At 70.5% G+C, this 15,585-nt stretch carries 17 protein-coding genes and 1 tRNA gene; 9 read left to right on the top strand and 9 right to left on the bottom strand.

Annotated elements, in window-relative coordinates:
- Positions 1-793: 793 nt before the first annotated feature.
- Positions 794-1,096: a hypothetical protein gene (locus M8C13_RS38210; RefSeq protein ID WP_252485681.1), complete on the top strand. Its 303-nt coding sequence runs from the start codon at positions 794-796 to the stop codon at positions 1,094-1,096.
- Between the two features lie 299 nt (positions 1,097-1,395).
- Here M8C13_RS38210 and M8C13_RS38205 read toward each other — a convergent pair whose 3' ends face one another.
- Both M8C13_RS38205 and M8C13_RS38200 read right to left on the bottom strand, forming a co-directional pair.
- Positions 1,396-2,049: a hypothetical protein gene (locus M8C13_RS38205; protein ID WP_252485680.1), complete on the bottom strand. Its 654-nt coding sequence runs from the start codon at positions 2,047-2,049 to the stop codon at positions 1,396-1,398.
- Between the two features lie 70 nt (positions 2,050-2,119).
- On the bottom strand, positions 2,120-3,130 hold the full coding sequence (locus M8C13_RS38200; RefSeq protein ID WP_252485679.1) for a CPBP family intramembrane glutamic endopeptidase: 1,011 nt from the start codon (positions 3,128-3,130) through the stop codon (positions 2,120-2,122).
- Positions 3,131-3,273: 143 nt separating this feature from the next.
- Between M8C13_RS38200 and M8C13_RS38195 the strand changes: the two genes are divergently transcribed.
- The gene (locus M8C13_RS38195; protein ID WP_252485678.1) at positions 3,274-3,873 is read left to right on the top strand and encodes a TetR/AcrR family transcriptional regulator; all 600 of its coding nucleotides are present in this window, start codon (positions 3,274-3,276) and stop codon (positions 3,871-3,873) included.
- Positions 3,874-3,938: 65 nt separating this feature from the next.
- Here M8C13_RS38195 and M8C13_RS38190 read toward each other — a convergent pair whose 3' ends face one another.
- Together M8C13_RS38190 and M8C13_RS38185 are read right to left on the bottom strand one after the other, a co-directional pair.
- The gene (locus tag M8C13_RS38190; RefSeq protein ID WP_252485677.1) at positions 3,939-4,778 is read right to left on the bottom strand and encodes an ABC transporter permease; all 840 of its coding nucleotides are present in this window, start codon (positions 4,776-4,778) and stop codon (positions 3,939-3,941) included.
- Positions 4,775-5,725 carry an ABC transporter ATP-binding protein gene (locus M8C13_RS38185; protein WP_252485676.1) on the bottom strand — a complete coding sequence of 317 codons (951 nt, stop codon included), beginning with the start codon at positions 5,723-5,725 and terminating at the stop codon, positions 4,775-4,777. The genes M8C13_RS38190 and M8C13_RS38185 overlap by 4 nt, the downstream gene beginning before the upstream one ends.
- Before the next feature lie 100 nt (positions 5,726-5,825).
- On the opposite strand from M8C13_RS38185, the gene M8C13_RS38180 reads away from it, so the two are divergent.
- From M8C13_RS38180 to M8C13_RS38170, 3 genes are all read left to right on the top strand, one after another.
- Positions 5,826-6,539, top strand: a complete 714-nt coding sequence (locus tag M8C13_RS38180) for a MerR family transcriptional regulator (RefSeq protein WP_308202906.1) — start codon at positions 5,826-5,828, stop codon at positions 6,537-6,539.
- Positions 6,540-6,623: 84 nt separating this feature from the next.
- Positions 6,624-7,154 (top strand): DUF1990 family protein, encoded by a 531-nt coding sequence (locus tag M8C13_RS38175; protein ID WP_252485674.1) that lies wholly within the window; start codon positions 6,624-6,626, stop codon positions 7,152-7,154.
- Positions 7,155-7,320: 166 nt separating this feature from the next.
- The gene (locus M8C13_RS38170) at positions 7,321-8,802 is read left to right on the top strand and encodes a chitinase (protein WP_374213299.1); all 1,482 of its coding nucleotides are present in this window, start codon (positions 7,321-7,323) and stop codon (positions 8,800-8,802) included.
- On the opposite strand, the gene M8C13_RS38165 is transcribed toward M8C13_RS38170, so the two are convergent.
- Positions 8,799-9,137, bottom strand: coding sequence for an MmcQ/YjbR family DNA-binding protein (locus tag M8C13_RS38165; RefSeq protein WP_252485672.1), 339 nt, complete (start codon positions 9,135-9,137; stop codon positions 8,799-8,801). The two genes, M8C13_RS38170 and M8C13_RS38165, sit on opposite strands and share 4 nt — an antisense overlap.
- Positions 9,138-9,277: 140 nt before the next feature.
- On the opposite strand from M8C13_RS38165, the gene M8C13_RS38160 reads away from it, so the two are divergent.
- Positions 9,278-9,691, top strand: coding sequence for a hypothetical protein (locus M8C13_RS38160; protein ID WP_252485671.1), 414 nt, complete (start codon positions 9,278-9,280; stop codon positions 9,689-9,691).
- Between the two features lie 50 nt (positions 9,692-9,741).
- On the opposite strand, the gene M8C13_RS38155 is transcribed toward M8C13_RS38160, so the two are convergent.
- Positions 9,742-9,814, bottom strand: a tRNA-Gly gene (locus M8C13_RS38155).
- Between the two features lie 310 nt (positions 9,815-10,124).
- Between M8C13_RS38155 and M8C13_RS38150 the strand changes: the two genes are divergently transcribed.
- Complete coding sequence (locus tag M8C13_RS38150; protein ID WP_252485670.1) at positions 10,125-10,562, top strand: DUF983 domain-containing protein; 438 nt, start codon at positions 10,125-10,127, stop codon at positions 10,560-10,562.
- 14 nt (positions 10,563-10,576) lie between these two features.
- A complete protein-coding gene (locus tag M8C13_RS38145) occupies positions 10,577-11,440 on the top strand; it encodes an Fpg/Nei family DNA glycosylase (RefSeq protein WP_252485669.1) in 864 nt (287 codons plus the stop codon).
- Position 11,441: 1 nt separating this feature from the next.
- Here M8C13_RS38145 and M8C13_RS38140 read toward each other — a convergent pair whose 3' ends face one another.
- The 3 genes from M8C13_RS38140 to M8C13_RS38130 are packed head-to-tail and all read right to left on the bottom strand — an operon-like array spanning position 11,442 to position 14,192.
- Positions 11,442-12,038, bottom strand: a complete 597-nt coding sequence (locus M8C13_RS38140) for a lactate utilization protein C (protein ID WP_252485692.1) — start codon at positions 12,036-12,038, stop codon at positions 11,442-11,444.
- Between the two features lie 13 nt (positions 12,039-12,051).
- Positions 12,052-13,491: a LutB/LldF family L-lactate oxidation iron-sulfur protein gene (locus tag M8C13_RS38135; protein ID WP_252485668.1), complete on the bottom strand. Its 1,440-nt coding sequence runs from the start codon at positions 13,489-13,491 to the stop codon at positions 12,052-12,054.
- Positions 13,470-14,192 (bottom strand): (Fe-S)-binding protein, encoded by a 723-nt coding sequence (locus M8C13_RS38130; protein WP_252485691.1) that lies wholly within the window; start codon positions 14,190-14,192, stop codon positions 13,470-13,472. Before M8C13_RS38130 ends, M8C13_RS38135 begins: the two co-directional genes overlap by 22 nt.
- Before the next feature lie 127 nt (positions 14,193-14,319).
- Between M8C13_RS38130 and M8C13_RS38125 the strand changes: the two genes are divergently transcribed.
- A complete protein-coding gene (locus M8C13_RS38125; RefSeq protein WP_252485667.1) occupies positions 14,320-15,576 on the top strand; it encodes a sensor histidine kinase in 1,257 nt (418 codons plus the stop codon).
- The last annotated feature ends 9 nt before the right edge of the window (positions 15,577-15,585 follow it).

The following is a 15,585-nucleotide window of genomic DNA, read 5'->3' as shown; positions in this document are numbered from 1 at the left end:
CTCCGGGCTACACGCTTTTTTGCGTTCGAAGTAGCCGCGGAATCTGCGGGTGGAGGCTTGGTCGGCCGGCGTGCGTTGGGGCAGCTGCTGTCGCTGGTTGCTTCGCTGGGGGGACCGGTTGGTTCGGTGTGGTCGATTTGGTTTGGGGACCCCTGGGGCGGCCTTTTGGGCAGGAAGGGGCAGGCCTGGCGGCCTGCCCAATCGCCTTCCAGCGTACGGCCGCCCTGCCCCAAACAAAATCGACCACACCGCCCGCAGAGGGCGGGGTTTGCCCCTGGCGATGCTGATGCGCGGAAACCAGCGTTGCCACGGCCGAAGTTGTTACGACATCGGCGACCCGAAGCCAGTGCGAGCGGGCGCGCGGACGTGCGGATGAGCCGCGCTCATCGTCTCCGCCTTATCCGTCTGCCGCGCTTACCCGCCGTCGCTACCCTCGCAGCGACGGCTCACTCATGCTTCGCCAGCCCGCCTCGCCCTCCGCCTGTCCTTCCACCCCGCACACCCGCTTTGCTCTCCGACCGCGCACTCCTGCGCCGTTCTTCCACCATTCACTCTTGGCCGACCCCCGACCCCCGACCCCGGCCTTCCTCCCTCGGCCTTCCGCCTTCAGCCCCGGTGCGTCCTGCCCTGTCCGGCCCGGCCCGGCCCCCGCATGCCGTATCCGTTTTCGCGCCTGGTCTCACCGCATCGTTCTTTGCCGCCGTGCAACGCCACCCGGATAACACAGCTCACTTGGCCGCAGGGCTGGCCAAGGTACGGCTATCCAGCCGATGATCATGCTTTGGGGCATGCGGTGGCAGCCATCGATCGCACCGCGTACCCGCGGTTCAAGCGTGTCCTTCCCTCCCGGGAACTAGCCGAGGCGTTCACGCCCACCGATGGCGAGTTGGCCTGCTCGCGGGCGAAGACCGAGTGGCAGCGCGGATGGAGCTGGCCGACAAGGCCCGGCTGGCCCGCCTGCTGGGTGGACCCGACCTCCCGGCGCAGCCAGTTCGACCGACTCAAGGCACCCACCAAGGCCGCGACCCCGGGCAGGTTCAAGCTGCGTCTGGCCCACCTGCTCGAGCTGGACGCCCTCGGCCCGACCGAGGCGTAGCTGGACGGGTCCCCGCGGGCAAGATTGCGCACTTCGCCGGGCAGGCCCGCACCGCCGCCCGCGATGAGATGGCGACCATGTGGGGAACGTGGTCGCCTCCCTCTGGGAAACCCCGTACCTGGTGCTGGCGCAGGAAGTGTCGCTGCGCGCCGCGTGGACCGCGATCGTCGAGCACTGGTCCGAGATCCTTGCTCGGCGGCCGCTCTGGCAGCGAGGAGCTGATCCACGCGTTCTGCCGGCAACTTGCCGACCTCCTGGTGAGCGAGTCGGACTCGCGACCGAAGCGGGCCGCGGCGACTCTAGGTGCCGGCGCCGCTGTCGAGGAGCCAGTGGTAGCGCATGCGCATCGCGCGTTCGACGGCGGCGGCCGCGGCGCCGACACCGAGGGTCAGGTTGAGCCACAGTGGCAGCCGCAATGGCGACTCGAACGTGCCCAGCGTGGCGGCGATCGGCGGGATCTGGGAGATCGGTTCTGCGATCTGCAGCAGGTTCAGTCCGAGGCCGATGAGCAGCATCAGGATCGAGACGGCGCCGATGAGTCCGCTCGCGGCGGGATGCTCGCGCGCGAAGCGCATGCGTCGTCCCTCGGCGGATCGCGGGTCGGGCACGAGACGCTGCACCCTGCCGTCGTCGCCGACGAAGTGGCAGCGGCGCATGCCTCCCTCGCTCCGGTGGACCTCGATGTGGCCGCCCGCGACCGGAAAGCGCGCCGGCAGCTTCGACTCCAGCCGGAGGCGGCCGTCGAGGTAGAGCCCGGCCCGCACCACGCCGGACTCGGCGTCCCCGCCGTGCTTGACCTCGACCGTGTGCACGACCGGACGTCCGTGGACCGGGAGGGTGATCGACAACACCGAGCGCCGCACCATCTGCCACCAGCGGAAGGGCTTGAGCGCCCGCCCGTCGCCCGGCTTCGCACGCTTGGCCAGCCGGCGTTCGTTCCAGCTCTCGCTCATGGCTCCTGACCCTCTCCGCGGTCGGCCGCGATGTGTCGGGTGGCTTGCCGCCGCCGACTCCGACGGGGCGTCACCGCTTGTCCGATGTCGTGCCGGCGAGCGTGCCAACCTCCGGTCCGTCGGCGCGCGTACCGCGTGCCGGCTCCTCGTTCCCGGGTGTGCGCGCGGGGCCGGTCCTGCGGGTCATCCACCAGACGATGGCGGTGATGACGACCAGCGCCGCGCTGGGGACGAGGTTCGTCCACGAACCGACCGCCGCCGACCGGGTCGCGAGCTCGCCGCCCACGTCGACGTGCAGGGTCGTGGCGAGCACGAGGAACGTCACGTTGTAGACGCCGTGCAGGACGACCGCGACTTCCAGTCCGCCCGTGCGCCAGGTGACGACCGCCATCGACGAGAACAGCACGAGGTAGGAGGTGAGCAGGAACGGGTCGAGCGTTCCGTGCGCGAGCGAGAACAGCACGGTTGTCACGACGATGCCGAGGACCGCGCCGGACCGGGCCCCGCGGGTCCAGCCCCCGAGCACACGAAACATCAGGCCCCGGAACCCGTACTCCTCCCCCGCCGCGGCGAGAGGGGTCAGCGACATTCCGATGACGAAGAACCAGACCAGATCGGCGGTCGTCCACGGAGCAGGATCGCTGGCGCCCAGCGACCCAACCGCGATCACGACCAGGAGGAGCGGGCCGAACACCAGCAGCGCGCGACCGAAGACGCCGAACCGGAACCGCCCCGCCACCGAGTGCAGCGACCTCGCGGGCACGCCGTAGAGGACACGCTGCACCAGCATGCTGTACGGGATCAACGCAGCCAGCCCGAGTGCACCCGCGGCCTGAAGTAGCGGCGTCGAGGGTCCGGAACGTGCGAACAGAGCGGCGTCGACGACCTCCGAGAGACGTTGCAACAGGACCGCGAACCCGACGAACCCGGCCACCAGCAGCACGATCGCGACAATCCCGCGCAGGATCTGTCGCCTCTCGGTCGCGTAGACCCGGTGGTACTCCAGGCCTGCCGGCACCGCGGGCGTCCACATGGGCCGGTCACCTCGCAAGAGCCAGGGGGCGCGGTCGGTGACCGTCATTGTCTGCTCCTCGTCGTCCTGACGTGTGACCGTCTCGGGCCGGTCAGCCCGCTCTCGACTATCACGCTGTACTAGTTTTTTCGCACTGTAACACTCTGTGCTAACAAGGGCCGGAGCGACCGCCGGACGGAGTGAACGGACCGATGCCGCACAACACGCGAGACAAGATCCTGATCGCCGCGGCGACCATGCTCGGCGAGGATCCGACGGCCAGGCTGAGCGTGCGCGCGGTCGCCGCACGCGCCGGCGTGAGCACCGGGTCGCTGCGACACTTCTTCCCGACGCAGCGGGAGCTGCTCGACACCGTGGTCGCCGGCATCTACGACGTCGAACTGCCCGATGACCCGATGCAGGACACCGCGCGTACTCCTGACCAACGGCTCGTGGCGTGCCTGCGGCTGCTGATGTCGCAGGTGGGGACGGGCGATCAGGCACGCGAACACTGGCGCGCGCAGCACGACGCCTACATCGCATCACCCCCGTCCGAGGGCGCCACCCATGCTTTCCTGGCCCTCGAACGACTTGCCGTGCACCGCGTCGAGAAGTGGTTGGCCGTCCTCCAGGCGGAGGGCGCGCTCGCCCCCGGCGCGCTCGAACACCAGGCCCGCTTCCTGCTCACCGTCGTCAACGGCCTGCTGACTGAACGTGCTCTTCCTGGCAACCAGGCACGGCTCGAGTTCGAGGCGCACACGCTCGCGACCGCCGCCTCAGCCGTGCTCCGGCCAGCGTCAGGCCCCGTCTGACGCGGTCTACCCCGGAGCTCGTGGCAGCGCGCCGCGGCCCCGGTCGGGGTACGGCGCGCTGTGGGTCAGGCCGGGATGGTGGGTCTTCTTCTCGGGGGTGTGCCGGAGTCGCGGCGGGCCATGCGGCGGAGGACGAACGGTGCCAGGAGCAGGCCCAGGCTGGCCCAGGCGCCGAGGGCGAGGATGGTTTCCAGGGGGCGCCAGGATTCCGCCAGTTCTGCTGTGGCCAGGGATTCGGGGAGTAGGGCGGAGCGGAGGGCTAGGCCCAGCCAGTACAGGGGGAAGAGTTGGGCCAGGGCTTGGAGCCAGTCCGGGAGGGCGGTGATGGGGTAGAAGATTCCGGAGATGGCCAGGAGCAGCATCATCGGGAGGGTTACCAGGCTCAGGGACTGGGGGTTGGTGATCAGGGAGCCGGTGATGACGCCCAGGGGGAGGACCGCCAGGAGGGCCAGGGCCAGGTAGGCGAGCAGGGCCAGCCAGGTGGTGGGGGTGGTGAGGGTCAGGCCGGGGAAGAGGAAAGGCGCTGGGAGCAAGGGGAGCAGGGCGCCCAGGGCGGTCATGCCGGCTCGGCTGAGGATGCGGCCCGTCAGGTAGCCGAGCATTCCGTGCGGGGTGGCCTTGGCGCGGAGCAGGGTGTTGTCGGCTCGGTCGGTGGTCAGGGTCATGGCCAGACCGGTGAAGCCGGTGAGCATCACGTTCATGGCCAGGATGCCGGGCAGGGACTGGGTGCCGAGGGAGAACGTGGTGCCCGGGACCGTGGTGTCGCGCAGGATGAACATCACCAGCAGGGCGATCACCGGGAAGAACAGCACGCCCCAGACTTCCTGGGCGCTGGTGGCCTGGTGGCGGAACTCGATGCGGGCGCGTTCCAGGCCGGTGCGCAGGGCGTTGCGGGTCGGGGTCATGCGGGCACCTCCTGCGGGGCCGGGTTGGTCAGCCGGCCGGACTCGTGTTCGCGGACCAGGGACAGGTAGACCTCTTCCAGGGAGACCCGGCGGACTTCCAGGTCGGTGATGTCCTCGTTGCCGGGCTTGGTGAGCAGGTCGCGGACGAAGCTGGTGGCGTCGGGGACGGAGTGGGACTCCCTGGTGCCCGCGCGGGTGAAGCGGACCTCGGGCCGGCCTGCCATGCGGTGGGCCAGCTGCTGGGCGGTGCCGTTGGCGACCACCTTGCCGCCAGCCAGGATCAGGATTCGGGTGGCCAGCTTCTCGGCCTCGGCCAGGTCGTGAGTGGTGAGCAGGATGGTGGTGTCGCCGCGGGCGGCCAGGCTGCCGATCAGGTCGTGGAAGTCCTGCCGGGCCTGGGGGTCGAAGCCGACCGTCGGCTCGTCCAGGAACAGCAGCTCCGGGTTGCCGGCCAGGCCGATCGCCACATCCAGGCGGCGGCGCTGGCCGCCGGAGAGGGTGTCGGCCCTGGCGTTGGCGTGGGTGGTCAGGCCGACCAGGGTGAGCAGCTCGTCGGTGTCGAAGGGGCGGCGGCGGGCCGGGGTGCTGAACGGGGTGTAGTAGCGGCCGAGGTGGCGGAGCAGTTCGCGGACCTGCCAGCGGCCGTGGTCGCGCCAGGACTGCAGCACGATGCCGAGGCGGGCGCGCCAGGACTCGTCGCCGGTGATCGGGTCCACGCCCAGCACGCGGACTTCGCCGCTGGAACGCTTTCGGAAACCCTCCAGGATTTCGATCGTGGTGGTCTTTCCCGCGCCGTTGGGGCCGAGCAGGGCCAGCACCTCGCCGCGGTGGGCGTGCAGGGTGACGCCGTGCAGCACTTCGGTCGGGCCGTAGCTCATGCGCAGGTCACGGGCTTGGATCACCGGTTCGGCCGATGCCGGAGTTTGTGATGTGGTCCGGAAATGCATACCTTCAAGTGTTTCATTGAAGTGCTTGTTGGGACTTTTTCCGGAATTTCGCAGGTGGGTTTGTAGAGTGGGGGTCTGACCCTCAAGTCCGGAGTTCAGGGTGGGTGTTGGTGTGGAGCGGTTGCGGTCGGTTGATCTGGCGCGGGTGGCCGGGGTGTCGACGCAGCAGATCCGCAACTACGAGGATGCCGGGGTGTTGCCGAGGGCGGAGCGCTCGCCAGCGGGCTACCGGTGGTTCACCGAGCGGCATCGCCGGGCGCTGGGCACCTTCTACGAGGTGCGGAAGGGGTTCGGCGCCCCGGTGGCGCAGGCGATCATGCAGGCCGTGCACGAGGACGACCTGCCCGAGGCGTTGAACCTGGTCAGCGCCAGTCATGCGGCGCTGCACGAGCAGCGGCTGAACCTGAAGTCGGTGGGGGAGGCGCTGGAGCTCATCGCGCGGCAGGACCGGGCCGCGCCCGCGCTGCCCAGGACCGAGCTGCGGATCGGCGAGGTGGCGGCGCACCTGGGCGTGCGGCCCTCGGCGTTGCGGGTGTGGGAGTCGGCGGGGCTGCTCACGCCGCAGCGGGTGCCGGGCAGCAAGTACCGGACCTACCGGCCCGCCGATGTCCGGGACGCGCGGATGATCAGCATGCTGCGGCAGGCGCGGTACCCGCTACCGCACATCCGGCCGATCCTGGACGGGCTGCGGGAGAGCGGCAGCAGTGACGCGTTGCGGGCCGCGGTCGCCGACCGGTTGGCCGCGCTGACCCGGCGCGCCACCGCGATGCTGGCCGGGGCGAGCCACCTGCACCGGTACGTCACCGGCGACTGATGTCCGTGGTGGTCGCTGTCGAGGTCCTCGCGGCGCGGGCTCCGGGCCGCGCCGGATTTCGCTGGTGGCGCAAGACTTGAGGGCATGAGCCGACGACTGGCGCGCATCCACGACCGGGCGAAGACCGCCGAGGTGACCTACGCCGAAGTTGGCGTGACCAGGGAACCTGCCTGCCCGCCCGGGTACCGGCGGGTCAGCCGGAGCCTGGCGCTGGGGCGCGGGGAGGCGGAGTTCGCGCGGGCGAAGCGGGCGTTGCGGGAGTGGGCCACGCACCGCGGGTTCGGGCGCGGGATCTACCCGGAGCGGGCCGGGCAGGAGGTCGGGGACACCGTGGTCGCGGTGCTCGGGTTCGGGCCGGTCGCGGTGACCGGGCCGTGCCGGGTGGTGTGGCGGGTGGACGAGCAGCGGCGTAGCGGGTTCGGCTACGGGACGCTGCCAGGCCACCCTGTCACCGGCGAGGAGAGCTTCGTGCTGGTCATGGACCCGGGCGGGCTGGTCGAGTTCACCATCACCGCGGTCTCCCGGCCCGGCGGCGCGCTGGCGCGGGTGGCCGGGCCGATCGGCCGGCTGGCCCAGCGGGTGGCCATGGCGGCCTACCTGCGGGCGCTGCGCTAGCCGTGCACACCCTTGACACCGCCCACGTGGTCTAGTCCAATTCCAGGACACCTGGTGGGCTTGTTCAGGTCTTTTCGCCGCCCGGACCCGCCCCGGCCTGCCAGCCGACGCTCCACGCCGGAACTGGTGGGAGGAAACGATGTCACGCAAGGTCTTGATAGCTCGGGTGGCGGCAGTGCTCACGGTGGTGTTCGGCATCGCCCTGACCGGGTTGGTGCCCGCGCACGCGGCCCCGGTCACCGCCACATTCGTCAAACAGCAGTCCTGGGACAGCGGCTACACCGGCCAGATCACGGTCAAGAACGACACCGGCGCCCAGGTCAACGGCTGGAAGGTGGAGTTCGACCTGCCGGTGGGCACCTCGGTCGGCGCCTGCTGGGACGCCCTGCAGACCGGCACCGGTGGCCACTACGTCTTCACCAACCGCGAGTACAACGGCACCCTGGCCCCCGGCGCGAGCGCGGCCTTCGGCTTCAACGTCAGCGGCACCGCGGCCCCGGCCAACTGCAAGATCAACGGCAGCCCCTGCGACGGCGGGTCCACCAACCCGACCACCACCACGAGCAAGACCACCACTTCGTCCCCGACCACGTCGTCCTCGACCACCGCGCCGACCACCACCAGCGGCCCACCGCCAGCCGGCAACAAGCTGCTGGTCGGCTACCTGCACTCGAGCTTCGCCAACGGCTCCGGCTACATCCGGATGGCCGACGTGCCGGACGAGTGGGACATCATCCAGCTCGCCTTCGCCGAGCCGACCTCGGTGACCTCCGGCGACCTGCGCTTCCGGCTCTGCCCGGCGGCCGAGTGCCCGAACGTGGAGTCCGAGGCCGAGTTCATCGCCGCGATCAAGGCCAAGCAGGCCAAGGGCAAGAAGGTGCTGATCTCCATCGGCGGCCAGAACGGCCAGGTCCAGCTGACCACCACCGCGGCGCGGGACGCCTTCGTCAGCTCGGTCAGCGCGATCATCGACCGGTACGGCCTCAACGGCCTGGACATCGACTTCGAGGGCCACTCGCTCTACCTGGACTCCGGCGACACCGACTTCAAGGCGCCGAAGACCTCGGTGGTGGTCAACCTGATCTCCGCGCTGAAGACGCTGAAAGCCAAGTACGGCAGTGGTTTCCAGCTGACCATGGCGCCGGAGACCTTCTTCGTGCAGCTCGGCTACCAGTTCTACGGCGGCAGCGGCGGCGCGGACAACCGGGCGGGCTCCTACCTACCGGTGATCCACGCGATGCGCAACGACCTCACCCTGCTGCACGTCCAGCAGTACAACTCCGGGCCGATCATGGGCCTGGACAACCAGTGGAAGCAGATGCCCAGCGTGGACTTCCACGTGGCCATGGGCGACATGGTGCTCGGCGGCTTCCCGGTCAAGGGCGATCCGAACAACTACTTCCCCGCCCTGCGCCAGGACCAGGTCGCGCTCGGCCTGCCGGCCAGCCCCAACGCGGGCAACGGGCACACCTCGGTGGCCGCGGTGCACAAGGTGCTGGACTGCCTGATGAAGGGCAGCAACTGCGAGTCCTACAAACCCAGGGCGAAGTACGCCGGCCTGCGCGGCCTGATGACCTGGTCGATCAACTGGGACCGGTTCAACAACGCCGAGTTCAGCAAGAACCACCGGGCCTACCTGGACCGCTAGCCCGCGTCGAAGGCGGCCAGCAGGCGCTTGGGCGCGGTCATCCGCCAGGCCTCGGTGAGCAGTTCGCCCAGCTCGCCGGGCTCGACGGTGGCCAGCTGGACCACCACCATGCCCCAGTTCCGGTAGTGCGGCGGCACGCTGAAGGTGTCCGGATCCCCGGCCACCAAGGCGTGCCGCTCGTCCTCGGCCACCTTGATCGCCACTTCCACCCCATCGGGCGACAGGGAGGCGAAGATCTTGTCCTTCACCCGGAAACAGGCGCGCCCCCAGGCTGGGCGCTCGTGCGCCTCGGGCAGCGCCAGCGCCAGGGCGTGCAGCTCCTCCGGTGTGACCATGCGCCGAACCTAACCCGCGGCACCGACGGTGTCCGGAGTCACCGCCCTGCGGGCCATCCGGCGGTGGCCGAGGATGGGCCTCATCTGGTTGAAATGAGTATCGCCCCGTCACCGCGCACAGCCGACTGGAGTGATGACGCATGGCGACGTTCGTGCTGGTCCCGGACACCGGATCCAAGCCGGACGACTGGTCCGGCCTGATAGCGGACCTGGAGGGCAGAGGCGACATCTGCCTGCTGGTCGACCTGACCGCCGACCGCGACCACCCCCAACTCTGCGCGGACCGAATCGCCTGGACCGCCCAGCACTCCCGCACCACACCAATCCTGGTCACCCACGGCAACGCCGCCACCCACGTACCAGCCACCCTGACCAGATTCCGCTTCGCCCAAGTAATCCACCTGACCGAGGCCCCAAAGCCGGACCTGGCCGCACACCTGGCCAAGGAAGCACGAAAAGCGCACGCGACCAGGAACGCGGCAACGCACGCGGGGTCTGTGGGGGTTCGGGGGCCAGCCCCCGAGTGGGGCCTGGGGGCTCCGCCCCCAGTGTGATGGCGAAGCAAAAACGCGAGTGCTCCACGAGCACTCGCGTTCCATTGCTGAGCGGATGACGAGACTCGAACTCGCGACCCTCACCTTGGCAAGGTGATGCGCTACCAACTGCGCTACATCCGCACGCTCTCCGGACCGTGGTCCTGATCGCTGGGAAGAACATTACATGGGCGGCCAAGCGGGTTTCGCAGGGGGGTCGGTCTGGTGAACAGGCTGGTCACTGGCTGCGCTGGGTCTCACCCGGGTGGACCACAACGATCATGACCCGGCAGAATCTCCAGGGTGACAGCCAGGGGTCGGGTGCGACCGAACGGTAGCTTCCAGACATTGATTTTCACCCTCGAGGCCCATCGCAGAACCGGTACCGTGGACCCACGCTCAGTGAGCGGTCGTGGCGTCCGTGTGACCGACGCCCGCGGCTGAGGAGGAACGGATGACGCGGTTGGTACGGGGTGCGGACGGCCGGAAGTGGACCGTGCGCACCAACGTCGAGTGGTCCAGCCCGGCGGGCATGGACGAGTTCGAGCACGACGTGAGCGGTGGCCACGGCGCCGCGGTGCTGATGGCCACGCTGATGGTGGTGCTCACCGCGGTATTGATCATCTGGACGCCGGCCGCGGTGATCATCCCGCCCTGGCTGATCCTGGCCCTCGCGCTGGTCTTCCTGTTCTTCCCGCTGCGCTGGGTGGTGCGCAGGCCGTGGACGGTGGTCGCGGAGACCCCCGGTGAGCTGGACGACGCCGGGCCGGAGCGCTGGGTCGGCAACGTGCGCGGCTACCTGAGCATGCGCCAGGAGGCGATCAAGGTGGCCAGGGACATCGAGGTCTACTCCTCGCCCGCCTTCGACGGCCCGCTGCAGCCGGTGGACTGACGTAGTCTGGCCGCGTGCCCGAACTGCCCGAGGTGGAGGCGCTGGCCCACCACCTGCGTGAGCACGCCGTCGGACGCACGGTGACCAGGATCGACCTGGCCTCGATGACCGTGCTGAAGACGGTCGCGCCGCAGCCGACCGACCTCTACGGCCGGGCGGTGACCGGCGCGTCCCGCTTCGGCAAGTTCCTCTCCCTGGACTGCGGCGACCTGCACCTGGTCACCCACCTGTCCAGGGCGGGCTGGCTGCGCTGGTCCGACGAGCTCAGCGCCATCCCGCCCAAGCCGGGTAAGGGGCCGCTCGCGCTGCGGGTGCACCTGGGCCCGCCGGGCAAGTCACCCGGTTTCGACCTCACCGAGGCGGGCACGCAGAAGCGGCTCGCCGTCTACGTGGTGGCCGATCCCGCGCAGGTGCCCGGCATCGCCAGGCTCGGGCCGGACGCGCTCGCGCTGAGCCGCCCCGAACTGGCCGAGCTGCTGGCCGGGCGGGGCGAGCGGATCAAGACCACGCTGACCGACCAGACCGTGCTCGCCGGCATCGGCAACGCCTACTCCGACGAGGTCCTGCACGCGGCCAGGCTCTCCCCGTACGCCACCACTGGGCGGCTGGACGAGGAGGCGGTGGACCGGCTGTTCACCGCGATGCGGGAGATCCTCACCGACGCCGTCCAGCGCTCGGTCGGTCAGGCCGCGGCCCGGCTCAAGGGCGAGAAGCGGGCCGGGCTGCGGGTGCACGCGCGCACCGGACTGCCCTGCCCGGTGTGCGGGGACACCGTGCGCGAGGTGTCCTTCGCGGACAAGTCCATGCAGTACTGCCCGACCTGCCAGACCGGCGGCAAGCCGCTGGCCGACCGGCGGATGTCCCGGCTGCTGAAGTAGCTCAGCCCGAGACGATCAGGACCTCCAGGGTGCGCGGGCCGTGCACGCCCTCCACCCGGTCCAGCTCGATGTCGCTGGTCGCGGACGGGCCGCTGATGAAGGTCAGCGGGCGCACCGGGTCCAGCCTGGCCAGCGCCTCCGGCACGGTGGCCGCGACCTGGTCGGCCCGCACCACGCACAGGTGGTAGTCCGGCAGCAGGGTCAGCGCCCGCCTGCCCTGGGCCACGCCGGCGTCCAGCACGATGGTGCCGGTCTCCGCGATGGCCACCGCGCAGCCGGTGAGCACGCCGTCGCAGCCGTCCAGGGTCTCGATGGACAGCGGCGGGTGGTCCACCAGCCAGGTCAGGTCCTCGTTGAGCCACTCCGCGGGCACGTCGGCTGGCACCGCGATCCGCCGCGCGCCGCGGGCGTCCAGCAGCGCGTCGATCCACACGCCCAGCCGGTCCTCGGTCACCCGGTGCACCACGGCCCGGTAGTCCGCGACCCGCTCGGCCAGCACCTCGACCACGTCGCCGAGGTCCCTGGCGCGGTCGTAGTCGCGCGGCACCGGGGCTGGGCCGGGCCTGCCGCTGAGCGCGGTGCGGATGCGGGTCAGCATCACCGCGCGGGCCTCACTGCTCACCGCGGTTCCTCCTCCACCAGCTGCGGAACGACTCGGCGGGCGGCACCGGCACGTCGCGGACCTCGGTCCACTTCGAGCCCGGCCAGGGCAGCCGGGTGATCCGGCCGTCGCGGCCCAGGAACCGGGCCAGCGTGCCCGCCCGCTGCGCCCGCTCGAAGCGTTTGGCGTCGGCCATCACCCAGGCCAGCGCGCGCATGGCCAGCGCCTCGGGGGCCAGCTTGCCCTTGTCCTCGACCACCCGGGCCCGCAGGTGGGTGAGCACCTCGGGGATGTTGATCGACACCGGGCAGACCTCGTAGCAGGCCCCGCACAGCGAGGAGGCGAACGGCAGCGAGGCGGCCTGCTTGTCCGCCGGGTTGTTGACCAGCTGCGGGGTCAGGATCGCGCCGATCGGGCCGGGGTAGACCGAGCCGTAGGCCTCGCCGCCGGTGCGCTCGTACACCGGGCACACGTTCAGGCAGGCCGAGCAGCGGATGCAGCGCAGCGTCTGGCGGCCCACCTCGTCGGCCAGGGTCGCGGTGCGGCCGTTGTCCAGCAGGATCAGGTGGAACGACTGCGGCCCGTCGCCGGGGGTCACGCCGGTCCACACCGAGGTGTAGGGGTTCATCCGCTCGGCGGTGGAGGAGCGCGGCAGCAGCTGGAGGAAGACCTCCAGGTCCGGCCAGCTGGGCACCACCTTCTCGATGCCCATCACGGTGATCAGGGTCTCCGGCAGGGTCAGGCACATCCGCCCGTTGCCCTCGGACTCCACCACCACGATCGACCCGGTCTCGGCCACGCCGAAGTTGGCGCCGGAGATGGCCACCTTGGCGGAGAGGAACTTCCGCCGCAGGTGCCGCCGGGCCGCCTCGGCCAGTGCGCGCGGCTCGCTGGTCAGGTCGGCCGGCACATCGGGCATCGCGCGCTGGAAGATCTCCTTGATCTCCGCGCGGTTGCGGTGGATCGCGGGCACCAGGATGTGCGAGGGCCGGTCCTCGCCGAGCTGCACGATGAGCTCGGCCAGGTCGGTCTCGATGGCGGTGACCCCGCCCTCGGCCAGCGCCTCGTTCAGGCCGATCTCCGCGGTGGCCATGGACTTCACCTTGACCACCTCGGTCTCACCGGTGGCGCGGACCAGCCGCAGCGCGATCGCGTTGGCCTCGGCCGCGTCGCGGGCCCAGTGCACGGTGCCGCCCCGGGCGGTGACCGCCGCCTCCAGCTGGACCAGGTAGGTGTCCAGGTTGGCCAGCACCTCGTCCTTGATCGCGGCCCCGGCGGCGCGCAGCTGCTCCCAGTCCGGCAGCTCGGCCACCGCGGCGGCCCGTTTGCCGCGGATGGTGCTGGTGGCGTTGCGCAGGTTGCGGCGCAGCTGGGTGTTGCCGAGGGCCGCCTTGGCCGCCTTGGGGAAGGCCGGGGTGCCCAGCCAGGTCACCGGGTTGCGGACGACCATGGTTCCTCCTCCGTGCTCGCCAGGATCTCCGCCAGGTGCACCGGGCGCACCCCGCTGCGCAGCCGGGACAGCCCGCCGCCGATGTGCATCAGGCAGGAGTTGTCGCCCGCGCACAGCACCTCGGCCGAGGTGCCGATGACGTGGTGCATCTTGTCCGCCAGCATCGCGGTGGAGGTCTCGGCGTTCTTCACCGCGAAGGTGCCGCCGAACCCGCAGCAGGAGCTGGCCTCCGGCAGCTCGACCAGCTCCAGCCCGCGCACCGCGCGCAGCAGCCGCAGCGGTTTCTCGCCGACGCCGAGCATCCGCAGCGAGTGGCAGGTCGGGTGGTAGGTGACCCGGTGCGGGAAGTACGCGCCGACCTCGGTCACGCCGAGCACGTCGACCAGGAACTCGGAGAGCTCGTAGGTGCGCGCGGAGACCGGGGACTCGGTCAGGCCGGGATGGATGTCGCGGACCATGCCGGTGCAGGAGCCGGAGGGGGCGACCACCGCGTCGTAGTCGCCGAAGACCTCGGCGTAGCCGACCGCCATCGGCCGGGCCTGCTTGGCGTAGCCGGTGTTGAAGTGCATCTGGCCGCAGCAGGTCTGCGCCAGCGGGAACTCCACCCGGCAGCCCAGTCTCTCCAGCAGCCGCACGGTCGCCTTGGCGGTCTCCGGGAAGAACGTGTCGGTCAGACAGGTCGCGAACAACCCGACCCGCATCGCCTCTCCAGCTGCTGTGCGCACAGCGGACACCCTGCCTCGGAAAACCTCCGATGTCTACGGTTCATCCTTTTGGTGCCATCTCCGTGTGACGGGATGGTTGCAGATTCAGCCTGTGGGTCCCAGCATGGACGCCGTGGGTGAACTGCTCACTGAGCGATCGGCCATGGCGGTCCTGGCGGGTATCGCCGTTCTCGCCGCCTTTGTCCTGCTGTGCCGGGCACGGCGGGTCAGCACCTCGATGGAGGACGCCACGCTGACCGCCCTGCACCGGGTGACCGATGCTGCCCCGACGCTGCGCGAAGGCCTGTCGGTGCGGTCGGCTGATGAGCTGACCCCGCACCTGAAGGAGATGCTCGGCTGTGTGGCGGTCGCGCTCACCGACGGGGACGGCGAGGTGCTGTCCTGGGCCGGTGAGGCGAACTACCACTACGAGGACCTCCGCCCCACCGTGGAGAAGGCGATCATCCATCGCACCACCGAGACCACCAGTCACGGGATGATGGACTGCGACGTCAACAAGTGCGCGCTGCGGCACGCGATCGTGGCCCCGCTGGAGGTCGACGGGATCATGGTCGGCTCGCTGCTGGTGGCCTCCGCGGTCGGCGGCCGCAGGCTGTCGCGGGCGGCCGAGGTGGGCTCGCGCTACATCACCACGCACCTGGAGCTGGCCGAGCTGGAGGAGTCCCGCTCCCGGCTGGCCATCGCCGAGGTCCGCGCCCTGCGCGCGCAGATCTCCCCGCACTTCCTGTACAACGCGCTGACCACGATCTCCTCGCTGGTCCGCACCGACCAGGAACAGGCGCGGGACCTGCTGCTCGACTTCGCCGACTTCACCCGCTACTCCTTCCGCACGGCCGGGGAGTTCACCACCCTCGGCGAGGAGCTGCACAACGTCGAGCGCTACCTGACCCTGGAGCGGGCCCGCTACGGCGACGCGCTCAACGCGCAGGTGCGCATCGCGCCCGAGGTGCTCTCCGTGGCGGTGCCGTTCCTGACCCTGCAACCGCTGGTGGAGAACGCGGTCCGGCACGGCCTGGCGAACAAGCCGGGCGGCGGCACGGTCACCGTGGTGGCCGCGGACAACGGGGCCGAGGCCACCATCAGCGTGGAGGACGACGGGGTCGGCATGGACCCCGAGCGGCTGTCCCAGGACCTGAACTCGCACTTCACCGGCGCGCACGTGGGCATCAACAACATCGACCACCGGCTGCGCTCCTTCTTCGGCAACGACTACGGCCTGGTGGTGGAGACCAACCTGGGCGCCGGCACGAAGATCAGCATGCGGGTCCCGAAGTTCACCGCTGGCGTGCACGCGCCGCCGCCGACCTGGCCGGATGCGGTGGGGCGCAAGCAGGAGGAAGCGCACCAGCCCACCGGCTGAGCGGGCAGC

Source organism: Crossiella sp. SN42, assembly GCF_023897065.1.
In the GTDB taxonomy this organism is placed as follows: Bacteria; Actinomycetota; Actinomycetes; order Mycobacteriales; family Pseudonocardiaceae; genus Crossiella.
Note: the sequence above shows the minus strand (reverse complement) of the source record. Positions and strands in the feature narration are given on the sequence as shown.